Source organism: Hungatella sp. (genome assembly GCF_046966825.1).
The window spans coordinates 1-24139 of sequence record NZ_JBKVCZ010000023.1 but is presented as its reverse complement, the minus strand read 5'-3'; the positions used below and the strand labels follow the sequence as shown (position 1 = coordinate 24139).

Genomic DNA, 24139 nt, shown 5'->3' with positions numbered 1-24139 from the left:
GTTACTCTATTTATCTCTGTTATCCTGATAGCGTTCCTTCTTCGAATAATCCTTCTTTAAGGAAATGACTACGTGACGGAATGGCTCCTCGCCCTCGCTTCGTGTTACGACATACTTATCATTCTGAAGTGCAGAATGAATAATTCTTCTTTCATATGGATTCATAGGCTCCAACGATACGGAACGTCTCGTTCTCTTCACTTTATAAGCGATATTCTTAGCCAGTGTCTCCAGTGTCTCTTTTCTTCTCTCCCGATAATTCTCTGTATCCAGCTTCACCCGGATATAATCTTCGCTCTCCCGGTTTACAACAAGGCTTACGAGATACTGCAGAGAATCCAGGGTCTGGCCGCGCTTTCCGATCAGGATTCCCATATCGTCGCCTTCCAGATTGATGGAAAGTTCTTTCTCCTCCTGATTAAAAGCGGTCTCGATATTCACACCCATATCCATCGCGCCGAATACCTCTCCGAGAAATGCAATCGCTTTATCATCAATAGTCTCTTTCTTTCTTGCACGAATGATGGCCGGTTTGGAACCGATGAATCCCAGAATTCCACTGTTTCCTTTATCAACAATCTCATACTCCAGCTTGTCACTGGTTGTTTCCAATTCGATTAATGCCTTTGTAATTGCTTCATCTACGGTTTTAGCTGAAACTGTAATCATATCCATCCGGAACCCCTCCTATTTACTGTGCTTTTCGTTATATTTCTGAACCATGCGGGCCTTTGCAGAAATACTGTTGGGATTAGCTGCTCCGCTGCTGTAATAATCATTTGAGGCCTTCATCTGCTCCTGTGTCTTCTCAATCTTTTCCTGTCTCTCAGTCTCTTCTCTCTCATTCGCCGCCTGGATGCTCTTTAAGTTGGCAGTTGCATTCTGAGAAACCTTCTGCGGAGGAAGTCCCTTTTTGGCACGTTTCTTGTTTGCCTTTTCGACGTTCTGTTTTACCATCTCATCAATATCAATCTTATCCATGTAGCGGTTCACCAATACCTGCTGAATTACCTGGAATACACTGGATGCGATCCAGTAGATACCAATACCGGAAGCAAACGTAAAACAGAAGAATACGGACATAAGAGGCATCATGGTATTCATCATCTTCATGGACTGAGCCATGGAATTGCCGTCATCCTTGCCGGCAGTCGGCTGATTTACAGTCATTAAACGGGCACTGAGCCACTGGGATAAGCCTGCAAGAATCGGAATTAAAATAGCAAGGCTGAAATTAAATCCGCCTGCAAATCCATTCGGGAACATAACGCTGAACGGTGTGCTGGCCAGGTTGATTCCCAGGAAAGAGTTCATATGCTCAATCTTGGCCGCATTTTCAACGATCGTTCCCTGGATGCTTGGGAATAAATCCTGAAGAGCCGCCCACTGAGTCGGGTTTAACTGATAAAGGAAGTCTACAAGGCCGTTATTCGTAGCGATATCTTTTACCATGGCCATGTTAACCTTGTTATCAGTAGCAAACTGAGTCAGTATTCCCACATGATCCACGCCAAGTGCGGTAATAGACGTTACAACGTTCATAAATACGTCTTTTACACTGGATACATATGCCGGAATGTGGTAGATAACCTGATACAATGCAAACAGAATCGGCATCTGAATCACAAGCTGCAAACAGCCGCCTGTCATGGAAGTGCCGTATTTCTCATATAATGCCTGGATCTCCACGTTTTGCTTCATCATGGATTCCTGGTCTGATTTTCCCTTATACTTTGCCTGAATGGCATTCAGTTCCGGCTGCATAATACTCATCAGCTTGGAAGATTTCTGCTGTTTTAATGTCAGTGGGAACATAAGAAGTTTTGTTACAAGAGTAAATAAGATAATACATAAACCGATGTTCTGAATACCGAAAATACTGGTCAGCTTAAACAGCCAATCCATGATGATTCCCAGAACAGTTGCGAACGGCCCCAAAATGCCTCCGACTTTCGTGAGTACTAAAAATTCCAATGAACTACCTCCTCATTTTCCCCTGAGCGAATACGATGGGGACTTTCCTTTCTGTTACGGAACTGGATCATAACCGCCTTTTGCAAAAGGATGACACCGAAGTATCCTCTTACAAGCCAAAAATGTACCTTTGAACACGCCGTACTTCTGCAGTGCCTCAATGGCGTATTGAGAACACGTAGGCGTGTAAATGCAGTGAGTTCTTACTTTCAGCGGGGAAAGGAATTTCTGATATCCCCGAATCAACAAAATCATGATTTTTTTTACCATAAGATCACTTCGATTCTTTTTTTAAAATGTTATGCAGTCCGCACAAGTGCAAATATGCACTCTCGATTGTTTTATAGCTTTCTTCTTTTGCTGCCGCTCTGGCGACAACCACGATGTCTAACCCTGTCTCTGTCATGTCTTCATGAAGCCTGAAGCTTTCTCTCAATAATCTGGTTATATGATGCCGGACCACACTGTTGCCAACTTTTTTGCTAACCGAAATCCCGATTCTGGTTTCCGGCCTGTCCGTCTTTTTCACATACATGACAAGTAACTTGTTTGCATAGGATTTCCCAGTCTGGTAAACCTCCTGAAAATCCCGGTTTTTTTTAATCGAATTAAAATGTTTCATGAACTCCCTCACTACCGCCCGAGGCGGGGTATTCAACTCTCGCGGCAGTCGCCTGACAGACATGTCCGCCTGACTCGCTGTCACAGAAATGAAGAAAAGAAAAGGCCACAATTACTTGCGGCCTGGTCCATCATTTCCCCTGAACGCATGTGAAGGGGCTTTCCATGATTCCCCTGTACAGATGCGAGGGGCTTTCTTTCCTTAAGCTGATAATTTCGCTCTACCTTTTGCTCTTCTGGAAGCTAAAACTTTTCTTCCGCCTGGAGTGCTCATTCTGGCTCTGAAACCATGAACTTTAGATCTCTGTCTATTCTTCGGCTGAAACGTCATCTTCATATCTACGGACACCTCCTCTTATTACAATAGCTTATCATAGCAATATGAATAAACATATTGAGACTATTTTAGTTAAACATCGTTTCAATTATATAGAAGAAATAAAGGTTCGTCAAGCTAAAAATGCGATTTTTTCTTATAAAATAAGGGTTATACCATAAAATGTAGGTACTCATAAATTCATTTACTACATTTTGTATCAAAAAAAATGCAGGCGGCCTTTTTATTTGCTTCCGGCCGCCTGATTTTCTGGAATTTTATAATATTTTTTTTAATTTCGTTACGATTTCATGATTTCTTCCATGCGCTCCATAGATATATGCAGGATTTCGGCGGCCTCTTCCGGAGACTTCCCCTGCAAGAGGAGCTTTAATGCATCGACTTCACTCTGTTTTTCTTCTATCTCTTTTTCCTTTTTCTTAATTTCTTTCTTATGCTCCATCTCGATTACATCTATATCCAGAATCAATGCCTCTTCCACTGCCTCACTCACCCCTTCATCCGCTACTTCCTGATATTTGTCGTAGATATGATGATATAACTGCAAAGTCAGACTCTTTAATTTTCGTCCGTCAGTCGGTGTAATATTGCCTGCCTCCACATTCATTGCTATGGAATTAATTATATCATGTGTGACCAGGTATTTCAACGCCTTCAGGTTCTCGAGTTTCCGCAGTTCTGTCCACAGAAGCACCATTACTGTTTATACTTATATACAACTTTAAAAAAATGCCCAAAATATAAGGAATCCTATCCCTTTTTGATGTAAAATTAAGCTACCAAACAAAAATCTTACTAAACAAAAAGAAAGGGGATTCCTTATGGCTTATTTTACATCAAATACTTACCAAATGAAACGGGAAATTTTAACTTTTTCAAATAATTTTTCAAGAAAGCTTCCTAAACCGGAACGCAAATTTATTGCTGAAATGAATTATGGTATCCTCGCTTCCAAAAGCTGCCTACTTACGGATATTGTTGACCAGCTCCATGAAACTTCCAAAAAAATCAACATTGTTGACCGCCTTTCACACCATCTTGCCAAGGGGACTCCCCGGGAAGCTCTGAAAGCTTACCTCACACAGGTTAAAAAATGGTGTCCTGCTCAGCCCGTTATCCATATCGACGACAGTGATGTTGTCAAGCCTGATGGTTACAAATTTGAATCGCTTGGATGGGTACGTGATGGTTCCGAAAGCACTGCCACAAAAAATCTCTATAAAAAGGGCTATCATGTTACCGAAGCCACGGTCCTTACCAACAACAATCATCCGCTTAGTCTCTTTTCCGAGATCCATTCTTCCAGTGAAAAAAACTTTACCTCCATTAACGATGTCACATTCTCCGCTATGGAGCGGGCCAATTCCCTGTTTGGAAAAGCGACTTTTGTCATGGACCGTGGCTATGATGATAACAAGATGTTTCTCAAGCTGGATTCCATGGGACAGGACTATGTCATACGCCTTACTGCCAAACGTAAGCTGCTCTACCATAATAAATGGACTTTTGCAACGGAGCTGCGTAACCGTAGGAAAGGAAAAGTAAAACTCCCTCTATTTTATAAAGGAAAAGAACACGAAGCTTATCTTTCCCATGTGAAGGTACAGATCACCGCCTCCAGAAAGGACATTTATCTGGTGCTGGTTTATGGTATCACAGAGCATCCTATGATGCTTGCCACAAATAAACCAATCCGTTCAAAAGAGGATGTGATCGCTGTAGCAAAGCAATACTTTTCCAGGTGGCGGATCGAAGAATATTTCCGGTGTAAAAAACAGATGTTCCAGTTTGAAAATTTCAGGGTAAGAAAACTCAAAGCCATAAACGCATTAAATTTTTATATTACCTTATGCATGGCATTCCTTGCACAGATCACCATGAAATCAGAGACGAATGCCCTTAAGGTTTCCATTATAAAGACAGCAGATCCGGTGAAAGAAAAAGTGCATTTCTGCTATTATCGGCTGGCAAAAGGGATCTCCGGCATACTGTCGTATGCAAAAGAGGGCGTCAGACTCTGGTTCAGGACAAAACGTCCTGCATACCGTCAACTCAGCCTTAAGCTGACCGCTTAAATAGATAAAAGAATAAATCTCCCAAAGTCCGGTTCCGGCGGGGCTTGTTAAAGTGCCTCTACTCATTATTCTGCCACTCGCCAGCATTTCAAAAAACGGCAGATTGGCACCTTTGATTACTATATTCATTTTTCAATTACAATTTGCGGAAACTCAAGCTTCAGGTTTTCCTCAGTTCTCTCTTTTTCAATTTCCTTCCTGAGTTTTAAGAGTTGGAACGGGATTAAAATAATCATATTTTTTTGATGCAGTTCCTCCTGAGACAGGGCAAGATATTTGATCACCGGAACCTTGTAATGATAGATACCTTTATTTCCGAACCGAATCTCCAGTGTCTTCTCTGCCGGCACTGCTTTCGCCTCATAGAGACAGATCAGAATTGGCTCCGGAAATTCCAGAACCGCCTCATCCTTCTGTTTTTTTATAGCATGATTAAATCCATATTCCAGAATTCGAAACGTAATACTTCCATCCTCCGACATTTGAAACTCCAGATGGTAACTGCTGACTCCCCCAATTGTAATGATTGTATCTGCCAGCGTCTTTCTCAAATCATCATCTTCATGTTCCGTCCAGTTATACGTCACTTCGCTGTCCAGAGGATGGTTTACCTCGTAAATGCCATTGATAAACTGAATAATTGCACGGTTTGACAGCATCAAACACCGCTTAGCCATCCGGTCATACATGTCGTGATACTCATTCATCCGATCACTCTCCCCTTTCATCAATACCTTCTCCTTTTTTGCAGCACAAAAAAACATCACCGCCACGCATTCATACACATCCGCCGCCTTTCCCTTTACTGCCCGTATAAAATTAAAAATTTGCTGAGAATTTTCGGAGGAACCTCCATGGAATTCCCTGACAACCGGTTTTGACCAGTCTAACCGGTGATTTGATCAGATGTTCTTATAAAAGAACAGATTAACGTTAAAATCTCTCTGTAGTACTACCTGATAATCTTACCACATTTCGTCTTTATCGTAAACACAAAACCATGCTTACTGCGGATTCCATGATAAAACATCGTTTATAATAGAATTAATAATAGCATCTATATAAATGCTATTATTTCAAAAAAAGAACGCCGGCATCCGCCGGCGTCCCAACATAAATTTTATCTTATCTTCCATTATTTCACTTATCTCTTCATAGCCTTAAACAGCGCCTGCGTAATGGCCACAGTCAAAACTCCCGCCACAATAGCCTCGGGTACTCCATTCATACAGATGATTCCCAGGATGACTGCATAGATTCCCTCAGACAGTCCTCTCGCCGCTGCTCCATACTCTTTTCCAAAACATAAGTAGATCAGATTCATTACCAGAAGTGTGTTGGTTAATGATCCGGCAACTGCCGCCGCAGCCAGAGCGATGCTTCTTCTTGCCTTGTTCGCTTTCAGGGTCCTCATAATACCTCTGAATACGTAATACGCCACGATTCCAATCAGAATTCTCGGCACCAGGCAGATCACCAGGCTCCAGAAATTCCCGCCGTACTCTCCTATCTTAATAAATGGAGAGAATACAAACGATGTGGCATTCGGCATGTACGTGTTTTTCCACAGACTGGTCAATCCGAACACCAATCCTAAGAATCCGCCATATTTTGGTCCAAGTATAATGGCTCCAATTATGACCGGAACGTGAATGATGGTGGCATTCATGAATCCCAGCGGGATATACCCGAAAGGCGTAAATGCCATGATGATGATAATGGCCATAAAAACTGCGGCCAGTACCAGGTTGCGGGTTTTGTTCTCAATATTCATTTTTTTCCTCCTGTGCTACTGTTCTTTTCTCAAGATACAATGCAACGGTTACAAGCGCATTATACCGGGCGGAGGCCGACGCGTCAATGGTCTTATGTGTACTTTTTCACATGCATTTTGTTAATTTACATAATGTTATCCCCAAAATGTGGATAAGTTGTTGATAACTCTCTGGATAAGCTCTGGATAACCTGTTTTTTGTTCACACCCCGCATTCAGAAGGCCTCTTAGATTCAAATCTTTCTGTCTGTGTATAAATGAACTTAGAAATATCCTCATTTTTGTGGACAACTCCCCTTCAAAATAATTATCAACACACCATAAACAACAAATTCACATGTCTTACACATACTTATCCACAAAAATTTTCTATTATCATTGAAAATTGTTCCGAAATAGTATAAAATGGTTTTAGATTGGGCTAATGCGCACTATTCCCCCAAACAGGTGTGAGGGGGACTTTCCGTTATTTGCATTTTGATAGATGTAGGAGACTTGAGATGTTAGAAAAGTTAAAAGAAAAATGGGATGAAATCTTACTGAATTTGAAGGAAGAGCACGAAATTACCGATGTTTCCTTCAAAACCTGGCTTCTCCCACTGAAAGTACATTCCATAAACGGAGACACCGTAACGGTTACCGTCCCGGACGTGGAATTTTTAGGGTATATCCGTAAAAAGTACGGTTTCCTTTTAAAAATTACCATTGAAGAGGTAACAGGATTTGAATGTAACGTGGACTTCGTTGTGGAAAACCAGGTTCCGCAGGAGGAAGTTCCAAAGGCCCAGACCGGGAATACGCTGATTAACAACGCGCTTAACACGGTCAGCCAGTCGGCCATCATAAACGCCAATTTAAATCCGAAATATACATTCGATACCTTTGTAGTCGGTGCCAACAACAATCTGGCCCATGCTGCATCTTTGGCGGTTGCCGAATCCCCGGGAGAAATCTACAACCCGCTTTTTATCTATGGAGGCGTGGGACTCGGAAAAACGCATCTGATGCATTCCATCGGTCATTTTATTTTGAAAAATAACCCGAATGCAAAGGTTCTTTATGTAACGAGTGAGAAATTCACCAACGAGCTGATTGATGCCATCCGTAATAAGAACAACTTCTCTCCTACTGAGTTCCGCGATAAGTACAGGACGAACGACGTTCTGCTGATCGATGATATTCAGTTCATTATCGGTAAGGAAAGTACACAGGAAGAATTCTTCCACACGTTCAATGCATTATATGAATCCAAAAAACAGATTATTATCTCCTCAGATAAACCGCCGAAAGAAATTGAGACGCTGGAAGAACGTCTCCGTTCCCGGTTCGAATGGGGCCTGACCGTAGACATCCAGTCTCCGGACTACGAGACGCGGATGGCCATCCTCCGGAAAAAGGAAGAGATGGAAGGCTACAATATCGATAACGAGGTAATCAAATACATTGCCACCAACATTAAGTCCAATATCCGTGAGCTGGAAGGCGCCCTGACGAAAATTGTTGCTCTTTCCAGGCTGGACAACAAGGAAATCACCGTGGAGCTGGCAGAAGAAGCCTTAAAGGACATCATTTCCCCTAATGACAAGCGGGAAGTGACGCCGGAACTGGTCATCCAGGTGGTGGCGGACCATTACGGAATCACCCCCCTCGATATCTGTTCCCAGAAACGGAACAAGGAAATCGTCTACCCGCGCCAGATTGTCATGTACCTATGCCGCGAGATTGTTGGAACGCCGCTCCAGATGATCGGAAAGTATCTGGGAGGCCGCGACCATACGACTATTATCCATGGAATTGAAAAGATAAAGGCCGATATTGGCAAGAACGATTCCAATTTAATAAACACTCTTGATATCCTCAAGAAAAAACTCAGCCCACAGTAGCTTCATCCACAATTTCATGTGAATTGGATGTTGATTACCTGTGGATAACCAGGGGGTTCTTTTCCTTTCTCAGGCTCATGTGGATAACCTGAGAGTTTTCCTGAAGTATTGTGGACGTTATTCACACTCTTATTCACAGGGAAAAGCCTGTCCCCCTCGAAGGTTTTAAGGCTTTTACACAAACCCACAGCCCCTACTACTAATACGACGGAATTTATCTATATATCTATCTATAAAATTCGTGAATTTACTGAAAAGGAGTTATCAACAATTATGAAGCTGACATTTCAACAGGATGCCATTTTAAACGGCATCAACATCGTTTTAAAAGCAGTTCCATCCAAGACAACCATGTCGATCTTAGAATGCATCTTCATCGATGCCAGCGGTTCAGAGATCAAACTGACAGCCAACGATATGGAACTCGGTATTGAAACTAAAGTAGAAGGAACCATCCATGAACGCGGAAAGATCGCTCTGGATGCCAAGCTGTTATCCGAAATCGTTAGAAAGCTTTCATCCGCAGGTGACTCTGTCGTTACCATTGAAAGCGATGAGAAATTCACCACCACGATTTCCTGCGAAAAATCCGTATTCCATATTCAGGGACGTGACGGTGAAGAATTCGCATACCTTCCCTATATAGAAAGAGATAATTACATCTGCCTTTCCCAGTTCACATTGAAGGAAGTCATCCGTCAGACCATTTTCTCCATTGCTCCCAACGACAGCAATAAGATGATGACCGGTGAATTATTCCAGGTATCGGGAAGCCAGTTAAAGGTCGTTTCTCTGGATGGCCACCGTATTTCCATCCGGAACGTGGAATTAAAAGATACGTACCATGATATAAAAGTCATCGTTCCTGGCAAGACTCTCAGTGAGGTCAGCAAGATTCTGGGCGGCGACAACGAAAAAGAAGTGCTGATATTCTTCAGCAGCAACCATATTTTATTCGAATTTGACGATACCATCGTGGTATCCCGACTGATCGAGGGCGAGTATTTCCGGATCGACCAGATGCTGTCCAGCGATTACGAGACCAAGATCACGGTCAATAAGCGGGAACTCTTAGACTCTATCGAGAGAGCGACCATCCTGATCCGTGAGAACGATAAGAAGCCGTTAATCATCAATGTGGTGGATCAGGAGCTGCAGCTTAAGATGAATTCCAGCTTCGGATCCATGAACGCCGAAGTGACGGCCCATAAGACAGGCAGCGATATCATGATCGGCTTTAATCCAAAGTTCCTGATTGATGCGCTCAGAATTATTGATGACGAAGAAGTAACTCTTTATATGCTGAATCCGAAATCCCCATGCTTTATCAGGGATGAAGAAGGAAAATATATCTATTTAATTCTTCCGGTCAACTTCAACGCCGCATCCGTTTAGGATGACGGAGTGAAAAAAAGGAGAAATAATGGAAATAATCAAGTTAAGAGATGAATACATCAAGCTTGGCCAGGCCCTGAAAGCAGCGGGTCTGGTCGGCTCCGGCGTGGATGCAAAATACGTAATAGAGGAAGCCTTAGTCAAAGTAAACGGCAGGACTGAGCTTCAGCGCGGCAAAAAACTGAGAGCCGGAGACATCGTCGAGTACGACGGAAAGACGATTAAAATCGAGGAATAAGAGAAGTCCATGATTATCGAGTCAATAGAGCTTAAAAATTACAGAAATTACGATAAACTACATATGGATTTCAGTCATGGGACCAACATCCTTTATGGAGATAATGCCCAGGGGAAAACCAATATCTTAGAAGCAATCTATGTCTGTGCTACGACAAAATCCCACAGGGGAAGCAAAGATAAGGAAATTATACAGTTTGACAGGGATGAGTCGCATATCAAATTAAACGTCAGAAAAAGAGATGTCCCATACAGGATCGATATGCATTTAAAGAAAAACAGAGCAAAAGGCGTAGCGGTCAACGGCGTTCCGATCAAGAAGGCCAGTGAGCTGTTTGGGATTGTCAATGTTGTATTTTTTTCTCCGGAAGACTTAAATCTCATAAAAAACGGCCCCGCCGAAAGAAGGCGGTTCATTGACTTGGAGTTATGTCAACTAAACAAACTGTATGTTCATTCACTGGTTCAGTACAATAAGATTGTGACTCAGAGAAACAAGCTGTTGAAGGACATTATGTTCCGGCCGGACTATGAGGAGACTCTGGATATCTGGGATATGCAGCTGGTCCAGTACGGCCGGGAGGTAATCCGGTGCCGGGAGGCCTTTGTAGGCCAGTTAAACGATTTGATCGGCGGCATCCACCGGCAGCTGTCAGGAGAAAAAGAATCTTTACATATCAGCTATGAGCCAAATGTCACAGTCGATATGTTTGAAGATACATTAAGAAAAAGCAGGCCTTCGGATTTAAAGCAGAGGACGACGCTGACTGGACCCCATAGAGATGATTTAAGCTTTATCATCAATGATATCGATATCAGGCGGTTTGGTTCCCAGGGACAGCAGAGGACGGCTGCGTTATCTTTAAAGCTTGCAGAAATTGAACTCGTCAAAAAAATAGTAAATGATTATCCAATCCTTTTGCTGGATGATGTGTTATCTGAGCTGGATGGCAGCAGACAGAATCACTTGTTATCGGGAATTAATCATATACAGACCATGATCACCTGCACGGGACTGGAGGATTTTGTCAATAATCGGTTCCGGATCGATAAGATCTTCAAGGTTGTGAGTGGTGAAGTTTACAGTGAGAATTAGGAGGAAAATATGAGCGAAGAATATGGTGCAGATCAAATCCAGATATTAGAGGGGCTTGAGGCGGTCAGAAAGAGACCTGGTATGTACATTGGCAGTACTTCCGTAAGGGGACTCCATCACCTTGTATATGAGATTGTCGATAATGCGGTGGATGAGGCTCTGGCCGGCTACTGTGATACAATTTATGTAACCATTAATGAAGACAATTCCATTACGGTTGTCGATGACGGCCGGGGTATCCCGGTGGGCATCCAGAAAAAGGCCGGAATACCAGCGGTAGAGGTAGCATTTACCATCCTCCACGCGGGCGGTAAATTCGGCGGCGGGGGATACAAGGTGTCCGGCGGCCTTCACGGCGTTGGCGCATCCGTTGTTAACGCGCTGTCCAAATGGCTGGAAGTCGAGATCACTCAGGATGGAAAGACGTATAAGCAGCGTTATGAAAAGGGAAAAACCATGTACCCCCTCAAGGTCATCAGAGAGGCAGGACCGGATGAACATGGTACGAAGGTTACCTTCCTTCCGGATGAAACCATTTTCGAGGAAACCGTGTTTGATTATGATACTCTGAAGATTCGTCTGAGGGAGACCGCGTTCTTAACAAAGAACTTAAAGATTATATTGAGAGACAACCGGGAAGAGAAGCACGAGCATGTATTCCATTACGAAGGCGGTATCAAGGAGTTTGTCACTTATTTAAACCGTGGCAAGTCTGCGCTTTACGATCAGGTATTTTACTGTGAGGGATCCAAGGACGGTGTGTACGTGGAGATATCCATGCAGCACAACGACTCCTATACGGAGAATATCTACAGCTTTGTGAACAACATCAATACACCTGAGGGCGGAACCCATCTATCAGGATTTAAAAATGCCCTTACCAATACACTGAACGACTATGCGAGAAACAACAAGCTGCTGAAGGAGAGCGAGTCCAATCTTTCCGGTGAGGACATCCGGGAGGGCTTAACCGCCATCATCAGCGTGAAGATCGAGGAACCTCAGTTTGAAGGCCAGACGAAGCAGAAGCTGGGCAACAGTGAGGCGAGAGGCGCCGTGGACAGTATTTTAAGGGAGCAGTTTACGTATTTCCTGGAGCAGAATCCGACGGTGGCCAAGACGATCTGTGACAAGTCCATCCTGGCTCAGCGTGCCCGAGCGGCCGCAAGAAAGGCCAGAGACTTGACGAGAAGAAAGACGGCACTCGAGGGCATGGCTCTTCCGGGCAAGCTGGCAGACTGTTCTGACAAGAATCCGGAAAACTGTGAGATTTATATCGTCGAGGGAGATTCCGCCGGCGGTTCCGCAAAGACAGCCCGTTCCAGAGATACCCAGGCCATCCTTCCTCTTCGAGGCAAGATTTTAAATGTGGAGAAGGCCAGACTGGACCGTATCTACTCCAATGCGGAAATTAAAGCAATGATTACAGCGTTCGGAACCGGAATTCATGAGGATTTCGATATCTCGAAGCTTCGCTATAACAAGATTATTATCATGACCGATGCCGATGTGGATGGAGCGCATATCAGTACGCTTCTTCTGACCTTCCTTTACCGTTTCATGCCGGAGTTAATCAAACAGGGTCATGTCTATCTGGCTCAGCCGCCGTTATACAAGGTGGAAAAGAACAAGAAGGTATGGTACGCGTACAGCGATGAAGAGTTAAACAACATCCTGAAGGAAATCGGACGTGACACCAATAATAAGATACAGCGTTATAAAGGTCTGGGAGAGATGGATGCCGAGCAGCTCTGGGAGACGACCATGGATCCTGAGCGCAGGATTCTGCTTCGTGTTGCCTTCGACGAGGAGACTGCATCGGAGATTGATCTGACATTTACGACACTGATGGGAGACCAGGTAGAGCCGAGACGTGAATTCATCGAGGCCAACGCCAAGTACGGCAATCTGGATATCTAAAAAACAATTAATATTGCGTTATAAAGGAGAAGAAATATGGAACCAAATATCTTTGATAAGGTTCATGAGGTAGATTTGAAAAAGACCATGGAAAAGTCGTATATCGACTACGCCATGAGTGTTATCGCTGCCCGTGCGCTTCCTGATGTAAGGGATGGTTTGAAGCCGGTTCAGCGAAGAGTCTTATTCTCAATGATCGAACTGAATAACGGACCAGATAAACCCCATCGTAAATGTGCCCGTATCGTCGGTGATACCATGGGTAAATACCATCCGCACGGCGACAGCTCTATCTACGGAGCTTTGGTAAATATGGCGCAGGAGTGGTCCACCAGATATCCTCTGGTAGACGGCCATGGCAACTTTGGTTCTGTCGATGGTGACGGAGCGGCGGCCATGCGATACACGGAGGCGCGTCTGAGCAAGGTCTCCATGGAGATGCTGGCCGATATCGGCAAGAATACCGTTGATTTCACACCGAACTTCGATGAGACCGAGAAGGAACCGGTTGTTCTTCCGGCCAGATTCCCGAATCTTCTGGTCAACGGAACATCGGGTATCGCCGTAGGTATGGCGACCAACATCCCGCCTCATAACTTAAGAGAAGTGATCGGCGCTGTTGTTAAAGTTATTGATAATCAGGTAGAGGAAAACAGAGAGACCGAGATGGAAGAGGTTCTTGAGATCATCAAGGGGCCGGATTTCCCCACAGGTGCAACCATCCTGGGAAAGATGGGGATCGAAGAGGCTTACCGCACAGGACGCGGAAAAATAAGAGTCCGCGCCGTAACGGATATCGAGACACTTCCCAACGGAAAGAGCCGTATTATCGTAACAGAACTTCCTTACATGGTTAATAAGGCCCGTCTGATTGAAAAGATGGCGGAGCTTGCAAAAGAGAAGAAAATCGATGGAATCACGGATTTACGAGATGAGTCTGACCGTACCGGTATGAGAATCGTCATCGAACTTCGCCGTGATGTCAATGCCAATGTTATTTTAAACCAGCTTTTAAAACATACCCAGTTACAGGATACATTCGGCGTCATTATGCTGGCGCTTGTCAATAACGAGCCTCGTGTCTTAAACCTGATGCAGATGCTCAAGCTGTATTTAGAGCACCAGAAGGAAGTTGTAACCAGAAGGACCCAGTACGACTTAAACAAGGCGGAAGAGCGCGCTCATATTTTACAGGGCTTGCTGATCGCTCTTGATAATATCGATGAAGTTATCCGGATTATCCGTAATTCGCAGAACGTTCAGATTGCGAAGGCAGAACTCATGGAGCGCTTTGGCTTAAGTGATGTTCAGTCCCAGGCGATCGTGGATATGCGTCTCCGTGCTCTTACAGGTCTGGAACGCGAGAAGCTGGAGAACGAATTTAAGGAACTGGAAGCGAAGATAGAGGAGTTGAGAGCCATTCTTGCAGATGAGAAGAAGCTTCTTGGCGTAATCCGGGAAGAGATCATGCTGATCTCCGATAAATACGGGGATGACAGAAGAACCTCCATCGGATTCGATGAATTCGACATGTCCATGGAAGACTTAATTCCGGATGAGAGCACCATCGTTGCCATGACTAAGCTGGGCTATATCAAGAGAATGTCCGTGGACAACTTTAGGAGCCAGAACAGAGGCGGTAAGGGAATCAAGGGAATGCAGACCATCGATCAGGATTATATCGAAGATCTGATTATGACCACTAACCACCACTATATCATGTTCTTTACTAATACAGGACGTGTATACAGGCTTAAGACGTATGCGATTCCGGAGGGAAGCAGGACGGCCAGAGGCACGGCGATTATTAATCTGCTTCAGCTGCTTCCGGGAGAGAGCATTACCGCCATCATCCCGATGAAGGAATACGACGACGACAAGTTCTTATTTATGGCGACAAAGAACGGTATGGTAAAGAAGACCCCGATGATGGAATACGCCAATGTCAGAAAGAACGGACTTCAGGCCATTGTACTCCGCGAGGATGACGAACTCATCGAGGTAAAGGCAACCGATAATTCAAAGGATATTTTCCTGATTACGAAGATGGGACAGTGTATCCGTTTCAATGAGACCGATGTCCGTGTAACGGGACGTGTATCCATGGGTGTAATCGGCATGAAGCTTAACGATGATGACGAGGTCGTAGGCATGCAGATGGATACGCAGGGTGAGAAGCTGTTAATCGTATCCGAAAACGGTATGGGCAAACGTACCCCGATCGACGAATTTACCCCGCAGAAGAGAGGCGGAAAGGGTGTACTCTGCTATAAGATCACAGAGAAGACCGGTATGATCGTGGGAGCGAAGCTGGTGCATGACGATCACGATATTATGATTATCACCAATGAGGGAATTGTAATCAGAATTACCGTGGAGGACATCTCCGTAATCGGGCGAAACACCTCCGGTGTGAAGCTTATGAATATCGATCAGGAATCCGATATCCGCGTGGCAAGTATTGCCAAGGTCCGTGATGACGGAAGCAAATCAGAGGGCGAAGGTATGGAAGATCTGGACCTGGAAGATGAAGAGACCGCTCCGGAAACCGAAGAATAAAAGGCTGCGGCGGAAAACTTAACATTTTTTTAATAGAAATTTTTCGCTCTTTATATTATAATAATACCATCAATAAAGGGGAGTAGCCGGCATAACCTTATGGATTCCTGTGCGTCAGTACGATTAATGAACGCTTTAACAAGACAAGTGAGATAAGATGTAGTCGCACTCTGTTGAATTACCGGGCGTGGATTGAAAAACAAATAATCCGCTGGGAATTGAAATGGCAAGACTTTTATTGCAGTGTGGAATAATCCATGCTGTAATAAAAGTCTTTTTTTCTTAGGAAAATGCCGGAATACCCAACCCAAATAAAGGAGGAATTAAGCTTGGACAGTGACCCAGGCGCGGCTGCGATAGCCGCACAGATTTTACTATTAATAGCCCTTACCATGATGAATGCATTTTTCGCAGGGGCAGAAATGGCAGTTGTATCTGTCAACAAAAACAGGATCCGGATGCTCGCCGACAATGGCAATAAAAAGGCGGCCCTGATTCAAAAACTATCAGAAAACTCCACAGGATTTCTGTCAACCATCCAGGTAGCAATTACGTTTGCCGGATTTTTTTCCAGTGCATCCGCGGCGACCGGTATTTCACAGATACTGGGAAACCGCATGGCGCAGTCAGGAATTCCCTACAGCCAGAGCATAGCGATGGTGGTGGTTACGATCATCCTGTCTTATTTCAACCTGGTGTTTGGTGAACTGGTGCCGAAAAGGGTTGCGCTGCAGAAGGCGGAGGCCTTCAGCCTGTTTGCCGTTAAGCCGATTTATATCATATCTAAGATCATGGCCCCGTTTATCGCCCTGTTGTCCGCGTCCACCAACGGAATATTAAGGCTTCTGGGACTTAAGACAGAGAATCTGGAAGAGGAGGTTTCTGAAGAAGAGATACGTTCCATGCTCCAGACCGGCCGGGAAAGCGGCGTGTTCAATGAAATTGAACAGGATATGATAACTTCCATTTTTTTATTTGACGATAAGAAGGCGAGAGAAATCATGACTCCGCGCCAGGACATGATTGCCGTGGATCTAAGTACGCCTCTGCTGTCCAGCATCGACGAAATACTAAGCAGCAGACACTCCAGAATCCCGGTTTATGAGGATGAGATTGACAATATAGTGGGAATCCTGTTTATGAAGGATTTTATCATAGAAGCGAATAAGAAGCCCGTCAGGGAAATCGATATTCGCGCCATCATGCAGAAACCGTATTTTATTCCTGAAAACAGGAAGACGGATAAATTATTTCAGGAGATGCAGAAGAACAAGCTGAAGATGGCTGTGCTCGTCGACGAGTACGGCGGCGTGTCGGGGATTGTGACCATGGAAGACTTAATCGAGGAGATTGTGGGCGATTTACACGACGAGTATGAAGACGTGGAGCCGGAGCTTGTGGAGGTGGAACCCCATGTGTACCAGGCGGCCGGAAGCATCCTCCTGTACGATTTAAATGAGGTCCTTCACGAGGAGATCGAGAGCTCCTGCGATACCCTGTCAGGCTATCTGATCGAATGTCTCGGATACATACCGAATGACAAACAGATGCCTATAGAGCTGTATGAAGATGGCATCCATTACACCATCCTTAAGATGAATGAAAAGGTGATAAAGACGGTAAAAATAGAACTGAACCGTGAAAAAGAAACGGGACAATAAAAATTAGGACAATAGAGAAAACAGGAGGATGGAAATGGAATTCTTATTAGAGGGAATTATGTCTGTTACTTGGCAGCAAATACTCATGTATCTGGTGGGAATCATCCTGATATGGCTTGCAATTAAAAAAGAGTATGAACCGGCGCTGCTTCTGCCCATGGGATTCGGTGCAATTCTGGTGAATCTGCCGAATACTGGGGTCATCAATCAGGTGCTGGCCGGTGTCGGCGATACCAACGGAATTATAGAATGGCTGTTTCATGTGGGGATTGAAGCGTCTGAGGCGCTTCCCATCCTCCTGTTTATCGGAATTGGAGCCATGATCGATTTCGGCCCCCTGCTGTCCCAGCCGGTGATGTTCTTATTCGGTGCGGCCGCTCAGCTGGGAATCTTTATCGCGATCTGTGCGGCGGTACTGCTGGGATTTGACTTGAAAGACGCAGCATCCATCGGAATTATCGGCGCGGCAGATGGACCGACCTCCATCCTCGTGTCCCAGATTCTCCATTCAAAATATATTGGAGCCATAGCGGTGGCCGCCTACTCCTACATGGCCCTGGTGCCGATTGTACAGCCATTTGCCATCAGGCTGGTTACGACAAAGAAGGAGAGAACCATCCATATGGAGTATAAGCCTGCGGGCGTTTCGAAGGCCATGAGGATAGCATTTCCAATTGTTGTAACTATCATTGTAGGCATGATCGCCCCGATGTCGGTGGCCCTTGTGGGATTCTTAATGTTTGGCAACCTGTTGAGGGAATGCGGTGTTCTCGGCAATCTTTCCGACACGGCTCAGAATGGGCTCGCCAATTTAATCACCCTGCTTCTGGGAATTACGATCTCCTTCAGCATGCGTGCGGATGCATTTGTGAGAGTCGATACGCTGATGATCATGGGCATTGGACTGATTGCCTTTGTATTTGACACCATAGGCGGCGTTCTGTTTGCCAAAATATTAAATCTGTTCCGTAAAGAGAAAATCAACCCGATGATCGGCGCAGCTGGAATATCCGCGTTCCCCATGTCTGCCAGAGTAGTACAGAAGATGGCCCAGAAAGAGGAGCCGGGGAATATTATCCTGATGCACGCAGTCGGCGCCAATGTATCCGGCCAGATCGCCTCAGTCATAGCAGGCGGTCTTGTCATCAGCCTGGTGACAAGGTTCTTATAGGAGGGAAAGACGATGATGGAAAATTTCTTAATAGCTCTGGAAATCATGGGAAAAGGGATGGGCGGAATCTTTGTATCCATCCTGATCATTATGGGCTGTGTTGTAATTATGGGTAAAATATTAAAATAAATTTGTTTGAAAATTCTTTTGGTTTGGACTTGACAAAAAAAACTGTAACTGATAGTATTACAATATAAACTGAAACAATAATAATTACAGATTGAAGTTTCAGGGAAGAGTATGAATCAGACAGGGGGCGAATCACATGACAAGTGAATTTGCAATAGCGGTCCACGCCTTGGTATATTTGAATCACCGTCAGGAAACCATATCCAGCGAGGCACTGGCATCCAACGTATGCACCAATCCGGCCAGAGTGAGAAAGGTCATGGCCAAGTTAAAAAAGGCCGGGATCATTTCAACAAAAGAGGGGCTGGAAGGCGGATACCATTTTGAAAAAGACTCATCCTGCGTGAATTTAAGGCAGGTATGCGATGCTCTGGAGGTCGATTTTGTATCGGCTTCATGGAAATCAGGAGACAAGGAAATGGACTGCATGATCGCATCCGGTATGGCGGCCATCATGGATGGAATCTATGCGGATCTCGATGAATTATGCCGGAAGCGGCTGGAAAGCATTACGATCGCTTCGATTGAAGCAAAGATATTTAAGAAGGAATAACAAGGATTCAAAATATGGTTTGAAAGAAGAGCCAGGATTGAGAACGCCGGATATAAAAACAAAAAACGTGGTAATCCCGATCAAAGGATGTTGATCCTATCGGGATTACCGCGTTTTTTATCTGTTTCTTGTTTTTTATCTGTTCCTTTCACCTGAAAAATATTACTCCAGATTAAGCTTTCTGGTAAAGATATAATCTGTTATTGCATAAAATCCCGCTGTGCAGGCCACGCTGAAGATGGTGGTGAACAACATATAATTCTTAACCGTCTGAACGGCGTACTCCGAATTGCTGATAAGAGGAGAAGAGTAACCGCATATGGAGAAATACACGCTGCTGATAATCTGCATTACCACATAGATAACAAAGTAAGAAATTATAGCCCAGAGGACTCTGTGTTTCCGGAACAAGTGACCAAGCGCGATCGCCGCATACAGCATCAGAGGTCCGGAAATCAGACCGGCGATGCAGGTAATGGTGACTTCAATCAGGAAAATCGGCATATTCAGGTAATTTGATGCCTCCCGATAGAGCGTCCCAAAATCACGGAGCAGCTGCTGGAGATCAGTCAGTTTGAAGTTCAGGTGTCCGGTGAAAAAGATGAAGATGGATAAGATAAACAGTACACCGGCGATAATCTCCCACAGGACGGCTGACAAAAGCTTTGCATTGATCAGAGTGCTCATCTTCACAGGAAGTGTGTTAGTTAAGTATCCCTGATCACTCACCATGGTTTTATAAAAGTGCATGACAATAAATACGGAAGTCATGACAAACAGGGCGATGATATAGATGAAATACAGGACGAAAAAGATTACAGTAATCTTTTCCATCAGCCGGTTGTTTCCCAGAATCGCACTGTAGCTGGTTTCAAATGTAAATTTGCACAGAAGCGTAATGGCAATGAATCCGATCATCAGCGGTAAAAATAATCGGGATGTGGATTTCATTTCATGTTTGAATACTTTACCTAGCATTTGAACACCTCCCTGAACAGAGCATCTACAGATTTACCGTTTTCTTCCCGGATTGCATCGACAGAACTGGTCAGAACAATCTTTCCATCCTTGATAAAGATGATGTCATCCAGAACTGGTTCAATATCGGAAATTAAATGGGTGGAAATAATAATGGAACCCTGTTCATTGTAATTCGATAATATGGTATTTAAAATATAGTCTCTGGCCGCCGGGTCGACACCGCCGATGGGTTCATCCAGAAGATAAAGATCGGCGTTTCGGCTCATGACCAGAATCAGCTGAACCTTTTCTTTCGTTCCTTTGGATAGCGTTTTCAGCCGGCACTTCGGATCGATGTTCAGACGTTTTAACATCTCGTAAGCCTTGTTTAAATCAAAATTGTCGTAAAAATCGTGAAAATAGTCGAGTATCTGGTTGATTCTCAGCCCGTCATTTAGGTAATTCTTATCAGGCAGGTAGGAGACTCTCCGTTTCGTCTCGACACTGACCGGAAGATCGCAGATGGTGATTGTTCCGGTTGTCGGCGTTAACAGGCCTGTGGCCAACTTGATAAATGTGGACTTGCCGCTTCCGTTAGGACCCAGAAGCCCTACGATTCTGCCTGGTTCGATGGTGAAATTCACATCATCGAGAGCTGTTAAAGAGCCAAATTTTTTTGTAATATGGCTGCACTGTAGTATAGAATTCATTGACTCATCTCCTTTGCCGCTTTTTCTACTAATTTCAGTGTATCCCCCGGTTTCAGGCCAAGACTGTTCATGACCTTAAAAAATTCTTTGATCTTTTCTTCTGCAATCTCTTCTTTTACATGTTCAATCATTGCCGTGTCCTCCGTGACGAAACGTCCCGATGTTCTTTGAGAATAGATAATACCGCTTTGTTCCAGCTCCGATAATGCCTTCTGCATCGTATTGGGATTGACAGAAGCGTCTGCCGCCAGTTCCCTGACAGATGGCAGGCGGCTGCCCGCCGCATAAATGCCTGAAATAATCCGAAGACGTATCTGCTCCAAAAGCTGAGTATAGATTGGTCTGTCATTTTCAAAATGCCATGTCATTCGCTCACCTCCATTTGTATTACTGTACTAATTACTTAATACAATAATACACTGTGATCCATCCGTTGTCAAGAGTAATTACAAAAGAAATAACACATGATTATACTTGATTTCAATGGATCAATCCCTTATAGTTAGTAAAAGAGAGTGATGGATTTCATCATCTATATGGAGGAATCGTATGATAAGAACCATTCAGGCCGAAGAGATAACAAGAAATATTAAAGAAATGTGTATAGAAGCGAATCATGTTCTGTCGGACGATATGAAGAATGTATTCTGCGATGCGGTAAGACGGGAGAGGTCGCCGCTGGGAAGACAGATCTTAGAGCAGCTGGAGGAAAATTTAAAAATTGCCGGGGAAGACAGGATTCCCATCTGCCAGGATACTGGTATGGCTGTCATTTTCCTGAAAATAGGACAGGACGTACATATAGAAGGAGGCAGCCTGGCCGAAGCGGTGAATCAGGGTGTGCACGACGGATATGTGGAAGGTTATCTTCGTAAATCCGTGGTAGAGCCGATTGACCGTATCAACACGAAGGACAACACTCCGGCTGTCATCCATTATGAGATCACGGATGGAGACCGGATTGATATCACCGTAGCGCCCAAAGGCTTTGGAAGTGAAAACATGAGCCGTATCTTTATGTTAAAGCCGGCGGATGGAATCGAAGGGATTAAGGAAGCCGTACTTACGGCAGTCCGTGATGCAGGTCCCAATGCCTGTCCCCCTATGGTAATCGGGGTGGGAATCGGCGGAACCTTCGAAAAATGTGCGGAGATGGCAAAGCATGCCCTGACCAGAAACCTGGAGGAGGAGCCTCCGGCGGGCTATGCAGGTGAGCTTGAGAAGGAACTGCTCGAAAAGGTCAACCGCCTTGGAATCGGACCGGGCGGACTCGGCGGAAGCGTCACAGCTCTGGCGGTAAACATCGAGACGTACCCCACCCATATAGCGGGCCTGCCTGTGGCGGTCAATATCTGTTGCCATGTAAACCGCCATGCGCACCGGATTATATAAGAAAGAGAAGGAGGGCTTACCACAGTATGGACCGTTATATGAAAGCACCAATTACCAAAGACGACGCAGCCGGCCTTTTAGCGGGCGATTACGTATATTTAACAGGAACCATCTATACAGCCAGGGATGCGGCACATAAGAGGATGCAGGAGACACTGGACCGGGGGCAGGAACTGCCGTTTGAAATCAGCGGCAGCATGATCTATTACATGGGTCCATCCCCTGCAAGAGAAGGACGACCCATCGGATCGGCAGGTCCTACGACAGCCAGCCGCATGGACCGGTATACGCCGCAGCTTCTCGATATGGGGCTTGGCGGCATGATTGGAAAGGGAAAGAGAAGTAAAGAGGTGGTGGATGCCATTGTCAGAAATGGTTCCGTCTATTTTGCCGCAGTAGGAGGGGCCGGAGCGCTTCTGTCTAAGCGGATTCTTTCCTCAGAGGTGATCGCTTACGATGACCTGGGCACAGAAGCGATCCGCCGTCTGGAGATAGAAGATTTCCCTGTGATTGTCGTTATTGACAGCAAAGGAAACAATCTATATGAGACCGCGATAAAAGAATACAGGGAAGAATAGTTTCTCTGTCCAATTACAATACAGAGAAACGCAGGAGGAAATCATGAACCGTATTGCATATATGGTGCTTCGGAATTTTTTTCGGGCTCCAATATGGTTTTATCATATCTGGAAGCTGGGGAGATCAGGGGACACCCACACAGAACAGCAGCGATATGATTATATTAGGAATGTAGTGAAAACAGTAAACCGCACAGGCCGTGTGGAAGTAGAAGTCCACGGAATTCAAAATCTGCCAGAAAAAAACGGTTTTATTCTTTTTCCAAATCACCAGGGCCTGTTTGATGTTCTGGCCATTATGGAGAGTTGTCCCAATCCGCTGGGGATTGTCGTCAAGAAAGAAGCTTCTAATATTATATTGATCAAGCAGGTCATCGCGGCCATGCACGGCATGGCCATAGACCGACAGGACGTAAAAGCATCCTTAAAGGTCATCACAAAGATGACGGAGGATGTGAAGCAGGGAAGAAATTACGTGATATTCGCCGAGGGGACCCGGAGCAGGGAAGGAAATCATCTTCTTTCTTTTAAAGGAGGAACCTTCAAGAGCGCGGTAAATGCCAGGTGCCCGATTGTGCCGGTTGCACTGATTGACTGCTTCAAACCATTCGATGTTAATTCTATAAAGAAGCAAAAGGTCCAGGTACGCTTCCTGGAACCGCTGCAGCCGGAACAATATGTTGGGTTAAGGACAATTCAAATAGCAGATATAGTACACGACAAAATTCAACAGGAAATAAATGAAAATATGGGTTGACAATCGAAATATTCTCTAGTATAATTGTCAATGCGTCTGGGAACAATCTTGTTGCAGGACGAATCATATGGAGACTATGAACTACGGAGAAATACTCAAGAGGCCGAAGAGGCGCCCCTGCTAAGGGTGTAGGTCGGGTAACCGGCGCGAGGGTTCAAATCCCTCTTTCTCCGCTCTTTTCCAAATGATTATTTTTTTGCCCTTTCGTGGAGAAAAAAGTAAAATTATGGTTGACTCGGACAAGCCGATGTGCTATAATGTAACTCCACCGCGAAAAACGGTGAAAAAAACAAAAAAATAAATTAAAAAAGTTGTTGACAAAACAGAGACGATATGGTAATATAAACGAGTTGCTGT

General features: G+C 44.7%; 24 protein-coding genes and 1 tRNA gene. 14 read left to right on the top strand and 11 right to left on the bottom strand.

Features of this window, described 5'->3' with window-relative positions:
- Positions 1–6: 6 nt before the first annotated feature.
- The 6 genes from jag to ACLTD4_RS09645 form a co-directional block, all read right to left on the bottom strand.
- Positions 7–675, bottom strand: a complete 669-nt coding sequence (gene jag, locus ACLTD4_RS09670) for an RNA-binding cell elongation regulator Jag/EloR (RefSeq protein WP_055657735.1) — start codon at positions 673–675, stop codon at positions 7–9.
- Positions 676–687: 12 nt separating this feature from the next.
- A complete protein-coding gene (locus ACLTD4_RS09665; protein WP_055657737.1) occupies positions 688–1974 on the bottom strand; it encodes a YidC/Oxa1 family membrane protein insertase in 1287 nt (428 codons plus the stop codon).
- A 54-nt stretch (positions 1975–2028) separates the two neighbouring features.
- Complete coding sequence (gene yidD / locus ACLTD4_RS09660) at positions 2029–2244, bottom strand: membrane protein insertion efficiency factor YidD (RefSeq protein ID WP_080552254.1); 216 nt, start codon at positions 2242–2244, stop codon at positions 2029–2031.
- Positions 2245–2248: 4 nt separating this feature from the next.
- Positions 2249–2596, bottom strand: a complete 348-nt coding sequence (rnpA, locus tag ACLTD4_RS09655; protein ID WP_029466960.1) for a ribonuclease P protein component — start codon at positions 2594–2596, stop codon at positions 2249–2251.
- 201 nt (positions 2597–2797) lie between these two features.
- Entirely contained in the window at positions 2798–2932 is a 135-nt protein-coding gene (gene rpmH, locus ACLTD4_RS09650) for a 50S ribosomal protein L34 (RefSeq protein WP_039891277.1), read from the bottom strand.
- Positions 2933–3212: 280 nt separating this feature from the next.
- Complete coding sequence (locus tag ACLTD4_RS09645; protein ID WP_412331271.1) at positions 3213–3479, bottom strand: hypothetical protein; 267 nt, start codon at positions 3477–3479, stop codon at positions 3213–3215.
- A gap of 274 nt (positions 3480–3753) precedes the next feature.
- Here ACLTD4_RS09645 and ACLTD4_RS09640 point away from each other — a divergent pair, with 274 nt between their 5' ends.
- Positions 3754–5007 (top strand): transposase, encoded by a 1254-nt coding sequence (locus ACLTD4_RS09640; RefSeq protein ID WP_412331131.1) that lies wholly within the window; start codon positions 3754–3756, stop codon positions 5005–5007.
- 125 nt (positions 5008–5132) lie between these two features.
- Here the strand turns inward: ACLTD4_RS09640 and ACLTD4_RS09635 are convergent, their stop codons facing one another.
- Positions 5133–5735, bottom strand: coding sequence for a hypothetical protein (locus tag ACLTD4_RS09635; RefSeq protein ID WP_412331270.1), 603 nt, complete (start codon positions 5733–5735; stop codon positions 5133–5135).
- 416 nt (positions 5736–6151) lie between these two features.
- Positions 6152–6781, bottom strand: coding sequence for an ECF transporter S component (locus tag ACLTD4_RS09630; RefSeq protein WP_002605410.1), 630 nt, complete (start codon positions 6779–6781; stop codon positions 6152–6154).
- A gap of 500 nt (positions 6782–7281) precedes the next feature.
- On the opposite strand from ACLTD4_RS09630, the gene dnaA reads away from it, so the two are divergent.
- The 9 genes from dnaA to ACLTD4_RS09585 all read left to right on the top strand — a co-directional run bounded on the left by dnaA (position 7282) and on the right by ACLTD4_RS09585 (position 19385).
- On the top strand, positions 7282–8664 hold the full coding sequence (gene dnaA / locus ACLTD4_RS09625) for a chromosomal replication initiator protein DnaA (RefSeq protein WP_055657739.1): 1383 nt from the start codon (positions 7282–7284) through the stop codon (positions 8662–8664).
- A 273-nt stretch (positions 8665–8937) separates the two neighbouring features.
- Positions 8938–10059: a DNA polymerase III subunit beta gene (gene dnaN, locus ACLTD4_RS09620; protein WP_002605412.1), complete on the top strand. Its 1122-nt coding sequence runs from the start codon at positions 8938–8940 to the stop codon at positions 10057–10059.
- Positions 10060–10087: 28 nt separating this feature from the next.
- Positions 10088–10297: an RNA-binding S4 domain-containing protein gene (locus ACLTD4_RS09615; RefSeq protein ID WP_002605413.1), complete on the top strand. Its 210-nt coding sequence runs from the start codon at positions 10088–10090 to the stop codon at positions 10295–10297.
- A gap of 9 nt (positions 10298–10306) precedes the next feature.
- Positions 10307–11392, top strand: a complete 1086-nt coding sequence (recF, locus tag ACLTD4_RS09610; protein ID WP_002605414.1) for a DNA replication/repair protein RecF — start codon at positions 10307–10309, stop codon at positions 11390–11392.
- Positions 11393–11401: 9 nt separating this feature from the next.
- A complete protein-coding gene (gene gyrB / locus ACLTD4_RS09605) occupies positions 11402–13312 on the top strand; it encodes a DNA topoisomerase (ATP-hydrolyzing) subunit B (protein WP_055657740.1) in 1911 nt (636 codons plus the stop codon).
- A gap of 36 nt (positions 13313–13348) precedes the next feature.
- Positions 13349–15871 (top strand): DNA gyrase subunit A, encoded by a 2523-nt coding sequence (gyrA, locus tag ACLTD4_RS09600; protein ID WP_055657742.1) that lies wholly within the window; start codon positions 13349–13351, stop codon positions 15869–15871.
- Between the two features lie 329 nt (positions 15872–16200).
- Complete coding sequence (locus ACLTD4_RS09595) at positions 16201–17532, top strand: hemolysin family protein (protein WP_412331269.1); 1332 nt, start codon at positions 16201–16203, stop codon at positions 17530–17532.
- A 34-nt stretch (positions 17533–17566) separates the two neighbouring features.
- On the top strand, positions 17567–18703 hold the full coding sequence (locus tag ACLTD4_RS09590) for a sodium ion-translocating decarboxylase subunit beta (protein ID WP_187024329.1): 1137 nt from the start codon (positions 17567–17569) through the stop codon (positions 18701–18703).
- Positions 18704–18968: 265 nt separating this feature from the next.
- Positions 18969–19385 (top strand): RrF2 family transcriptional regulator, encoded by a 417-nt coding sequence (locus ACLTD4_RS09585; protein ID WP_002605420.1) that lies wholly within the window; start codon positions 18969–18971, stop codon positions 19383–19385.
- Positions 19386–19547: 162 nt separating this feature from the next.
- Here the strand turns inward: ACLTD4_RS09585 and ACLTD4_RS09580 are convergent, their stop codons facing one another.
- Genes ACLTD4_RS09580 through ACLTD4_RS09570 form a run of 3 tightly spaced genes read right to left on the bottom strand, consistent with a single transcriptional unit; the run spans position 19548 to position 21423 of the window.
- Positions 19548–20363 (bottom strand): hypothetical protein, encoded by an 816-nt coding sequence (locus tag ACLTD4_RS09580; protein WP_412331268.1) that lies wholly within the window; start codon positions 20361–20363, stop codon positions 19548–19550.
- Positions 20357–21055 (bottom strand): ABC transporter ATP-binding protein, encoded by a 699-nt coding sequence (locus ACLTD4_RS09575; RefSeq protein WP_055657749.1) that lies wholly within the window; start codon positions 21053–21055, stop codon positions 20357–20359. Before ACLTD4_RS09575 ends, ACLTD4_RS09580 begins: the two co-directional genes overlap by 7 nt.
- Positions 21052–21423, bottom strand: a complete 372-nt coding sequence (locus tag ACLTD4_RS09570; RefSeq protein ID WP_002605423.1) for a GntR family transcriptional regulator — start codon at positions 21421–21423, stop codon at positions 21052–21054. The genes ACLTD4_RS09575 and ACLTD4_RS09570 overlap by 4 nt, the downstream gene beginning before the upstream one ends.
- Positions 21424–21604: 181 nt before the next feature.
- Here ACLTD4_RS09570 and ACLTD4_RS09565 point away from each other — a divergent pair, with 181 nt between their 5' ends.
- The 4 genes from ACLTD4_RS09565 (at position 21605) to ACLTD4_RS09550 (ending at position 23955) form a co-directional block, all read left to right on the top strand.
- Positions 21605–22447, top strand: coding sequence for a fumarate hydratase (locus tag ACLTD4_RS09565; RefSeq protein WP_242355317.1), 843 nt, complete (start codon positions 21605–21607; stop codon positions 22445–22447).
- A 26-nt stretch (positions 22448–22473) separates the two neighbouring features.
- Positions 22474–23025, top strand: a complete 552-nt coding sequence (locus tag ACLTD4_RS09560) for a Fe-S-containing hydro-lyase (RefSeq protein WP_055657755.1) — start codon at positions 22474–22476, stop codon at positions 23023–23025.
- Between the two features lie 43 nt (positions 23026–23068).
- A complete protein-coding gene (locus ACLTD4_RS09555; RefSeq protein WP_055657756.1) occupies positions 23069–23782 on the top strand; it encodes a lysophospholipid acyltransferase family protein in 714 nt (237 codons plus the stop codon).
- An 85-nt stretch (positions 23783–23867) separates the two neighbouring features.
- Positions 23868–23955, top strand: a tRNA-Ser gene (locus ACLTD4_RS09550).
- Positions 23956–24139 lie beyond the last annotated feature (184 nt).

Excerpts from the sequence above, each read along its gene's own strand:
- yidD (WP_080552254.1), bottom strand. The coding sequence starts at position 2,244 with ATGGTAAAAAAAATCATGATTTTGTTGATTCGGGGATATCAGAAATTC.
- ACLTD4_RS09630 (WP_002605410.1), bottom strand. The coding sequence starts at position 6,781 with ATGAATATTGAGAACAAAACCCGCAACCTGGTACTGGCCGCAGTTTTT.
- gyrA (WP_055657742.1), top strand. The coding sequence starts at position 13,349 with ATGGAACCAAATATCTTTGATAAGGTTCATGAGGTAGATTTGAAAAAG.
- ACLTD4_RS09560 (WP_055657755.1), top strand. The coding sequence starts at position 22,474 with ATGGACCGTTATATGAAAGCACCAATTACCAAAGACGACGCAGCCGGC.
- ACLTD4_RS09635 (WP_412331270.1), bottom strand. The coding sequence starts at position 5,735 with ATGAAAGGGGAGAGTGATCGGATGAATGAGTATCACGACATGTATGAC.
- ACLTD4_RS09570 (WP_002605423.1), bottom strand. The coding sequence starts at position 21,423 with ATGACATGGCATTTTGAAAATGACAGACCAATCTATACTCAGCTTTTG.
- jag (WP_055657735.1), bottom strand. The coding sequence starts at position 675 with ATGGATATGATTACAGTTTCAGCTAAAACCGTAGATGAAGCAATTACA.
- ACLTD4_RS09585 (WP_002605420.1), top strand. The coding sequence starts at position 18,969 with ATGACAAGTGAATTTGCAATAGCGGTCCACGCCTTGGTATATTTGAAT.
- ACLTD4_RS09575 (WP_055657749.1), bottom strand. The coding sequence starts at position 21,055 with ATGAATTCTATACTACAGTGCAGCCATATTACAAAAAAATTTGGCTCT.
- gyrB (WP_055657740.1), top strand. The coding sequence starts at position 11,402 with ATGAGCGAAGAATATGGTGCAGATCAAATCCAGATATTAGAGGGGCTT.
- ACLTD4_RS09590 (WP_187024329.1), top strand. The coding sequence starts at position 17,567 with ATGGAATTCTTATTAGAGGGAATTATGTCTGTTACTTGGCAGCAAATA.
- ACLTD4_RS09580 (WP_412331268.1), bottom strand. The coding sequence starts at position 20,363 with ATGCTAGGTAAAGTATTCAAACATGAAATGAAATCCACATCCCGATTA.
- ACLTD4_RS09640 (WP_412331131.1), top strand. The coding sequence starts at position 3,754 with ATGGCTTATTTTACATCAAATACTTACCAAATGAAACGGGAAATTTTA.
- ACLTD4_RS09615 (WP_002605413.1), top strand. The coding sequence starts at position 10,088 with ATGGAAATAATCAAGTTAAGAGATGAATACATCAAGCTTGGCCAGGCC.
- rnpA (WP_029466960.1), bottom strand. The coding sequence starts at position 2,596 with ATGAAACATTTTAATTCGATTAAAAAAAACCGGGATTTTCAGGAGGTT.
- dnaA (WP_055657739.1), top strand. The coding sequence starts at position 7,282 with ATGTTAGAAAAGTTAAAAGAAAAATGGGATGAAATCTTACTGAATTTG.
- ACLTD4_RS09565 (WP_242355317.1), top strand. The coding sequence starts at position 21,605 with ATGATAAGAACCATTCAGGCCGAAGAGATAACAAGAAATATTAAAGAA.
- dnaN (WP_002605412.1), top strand. The coding sequence starts at position 8,938 with ATGAAGCTGACATTTCAACAGGATGCCATTTTAAACGGCATCAACATC.
- recF (WP_002605414.1), top strand. The coding sequence starts at position 10,307 with ATGATTATCGAGTCAATAGAGCTTAAAAATTACAGAAATTACGATAAA.
- rpmH (WP_039891277.1), bottom strand. The coding sequence starts at position 2,932 with ATGAAGATGACGTTTCAGCCGAAGAATAGACAGAGATCTAAAGTTCAT.
- ACLTD4_RS09555 (WP_055657756.1), top strand. The coding sequence starts at position 23,069 with ATGAACCGTATTGCATATATGGTGCTTCGGAATTTTTTTCGGGCTCCA.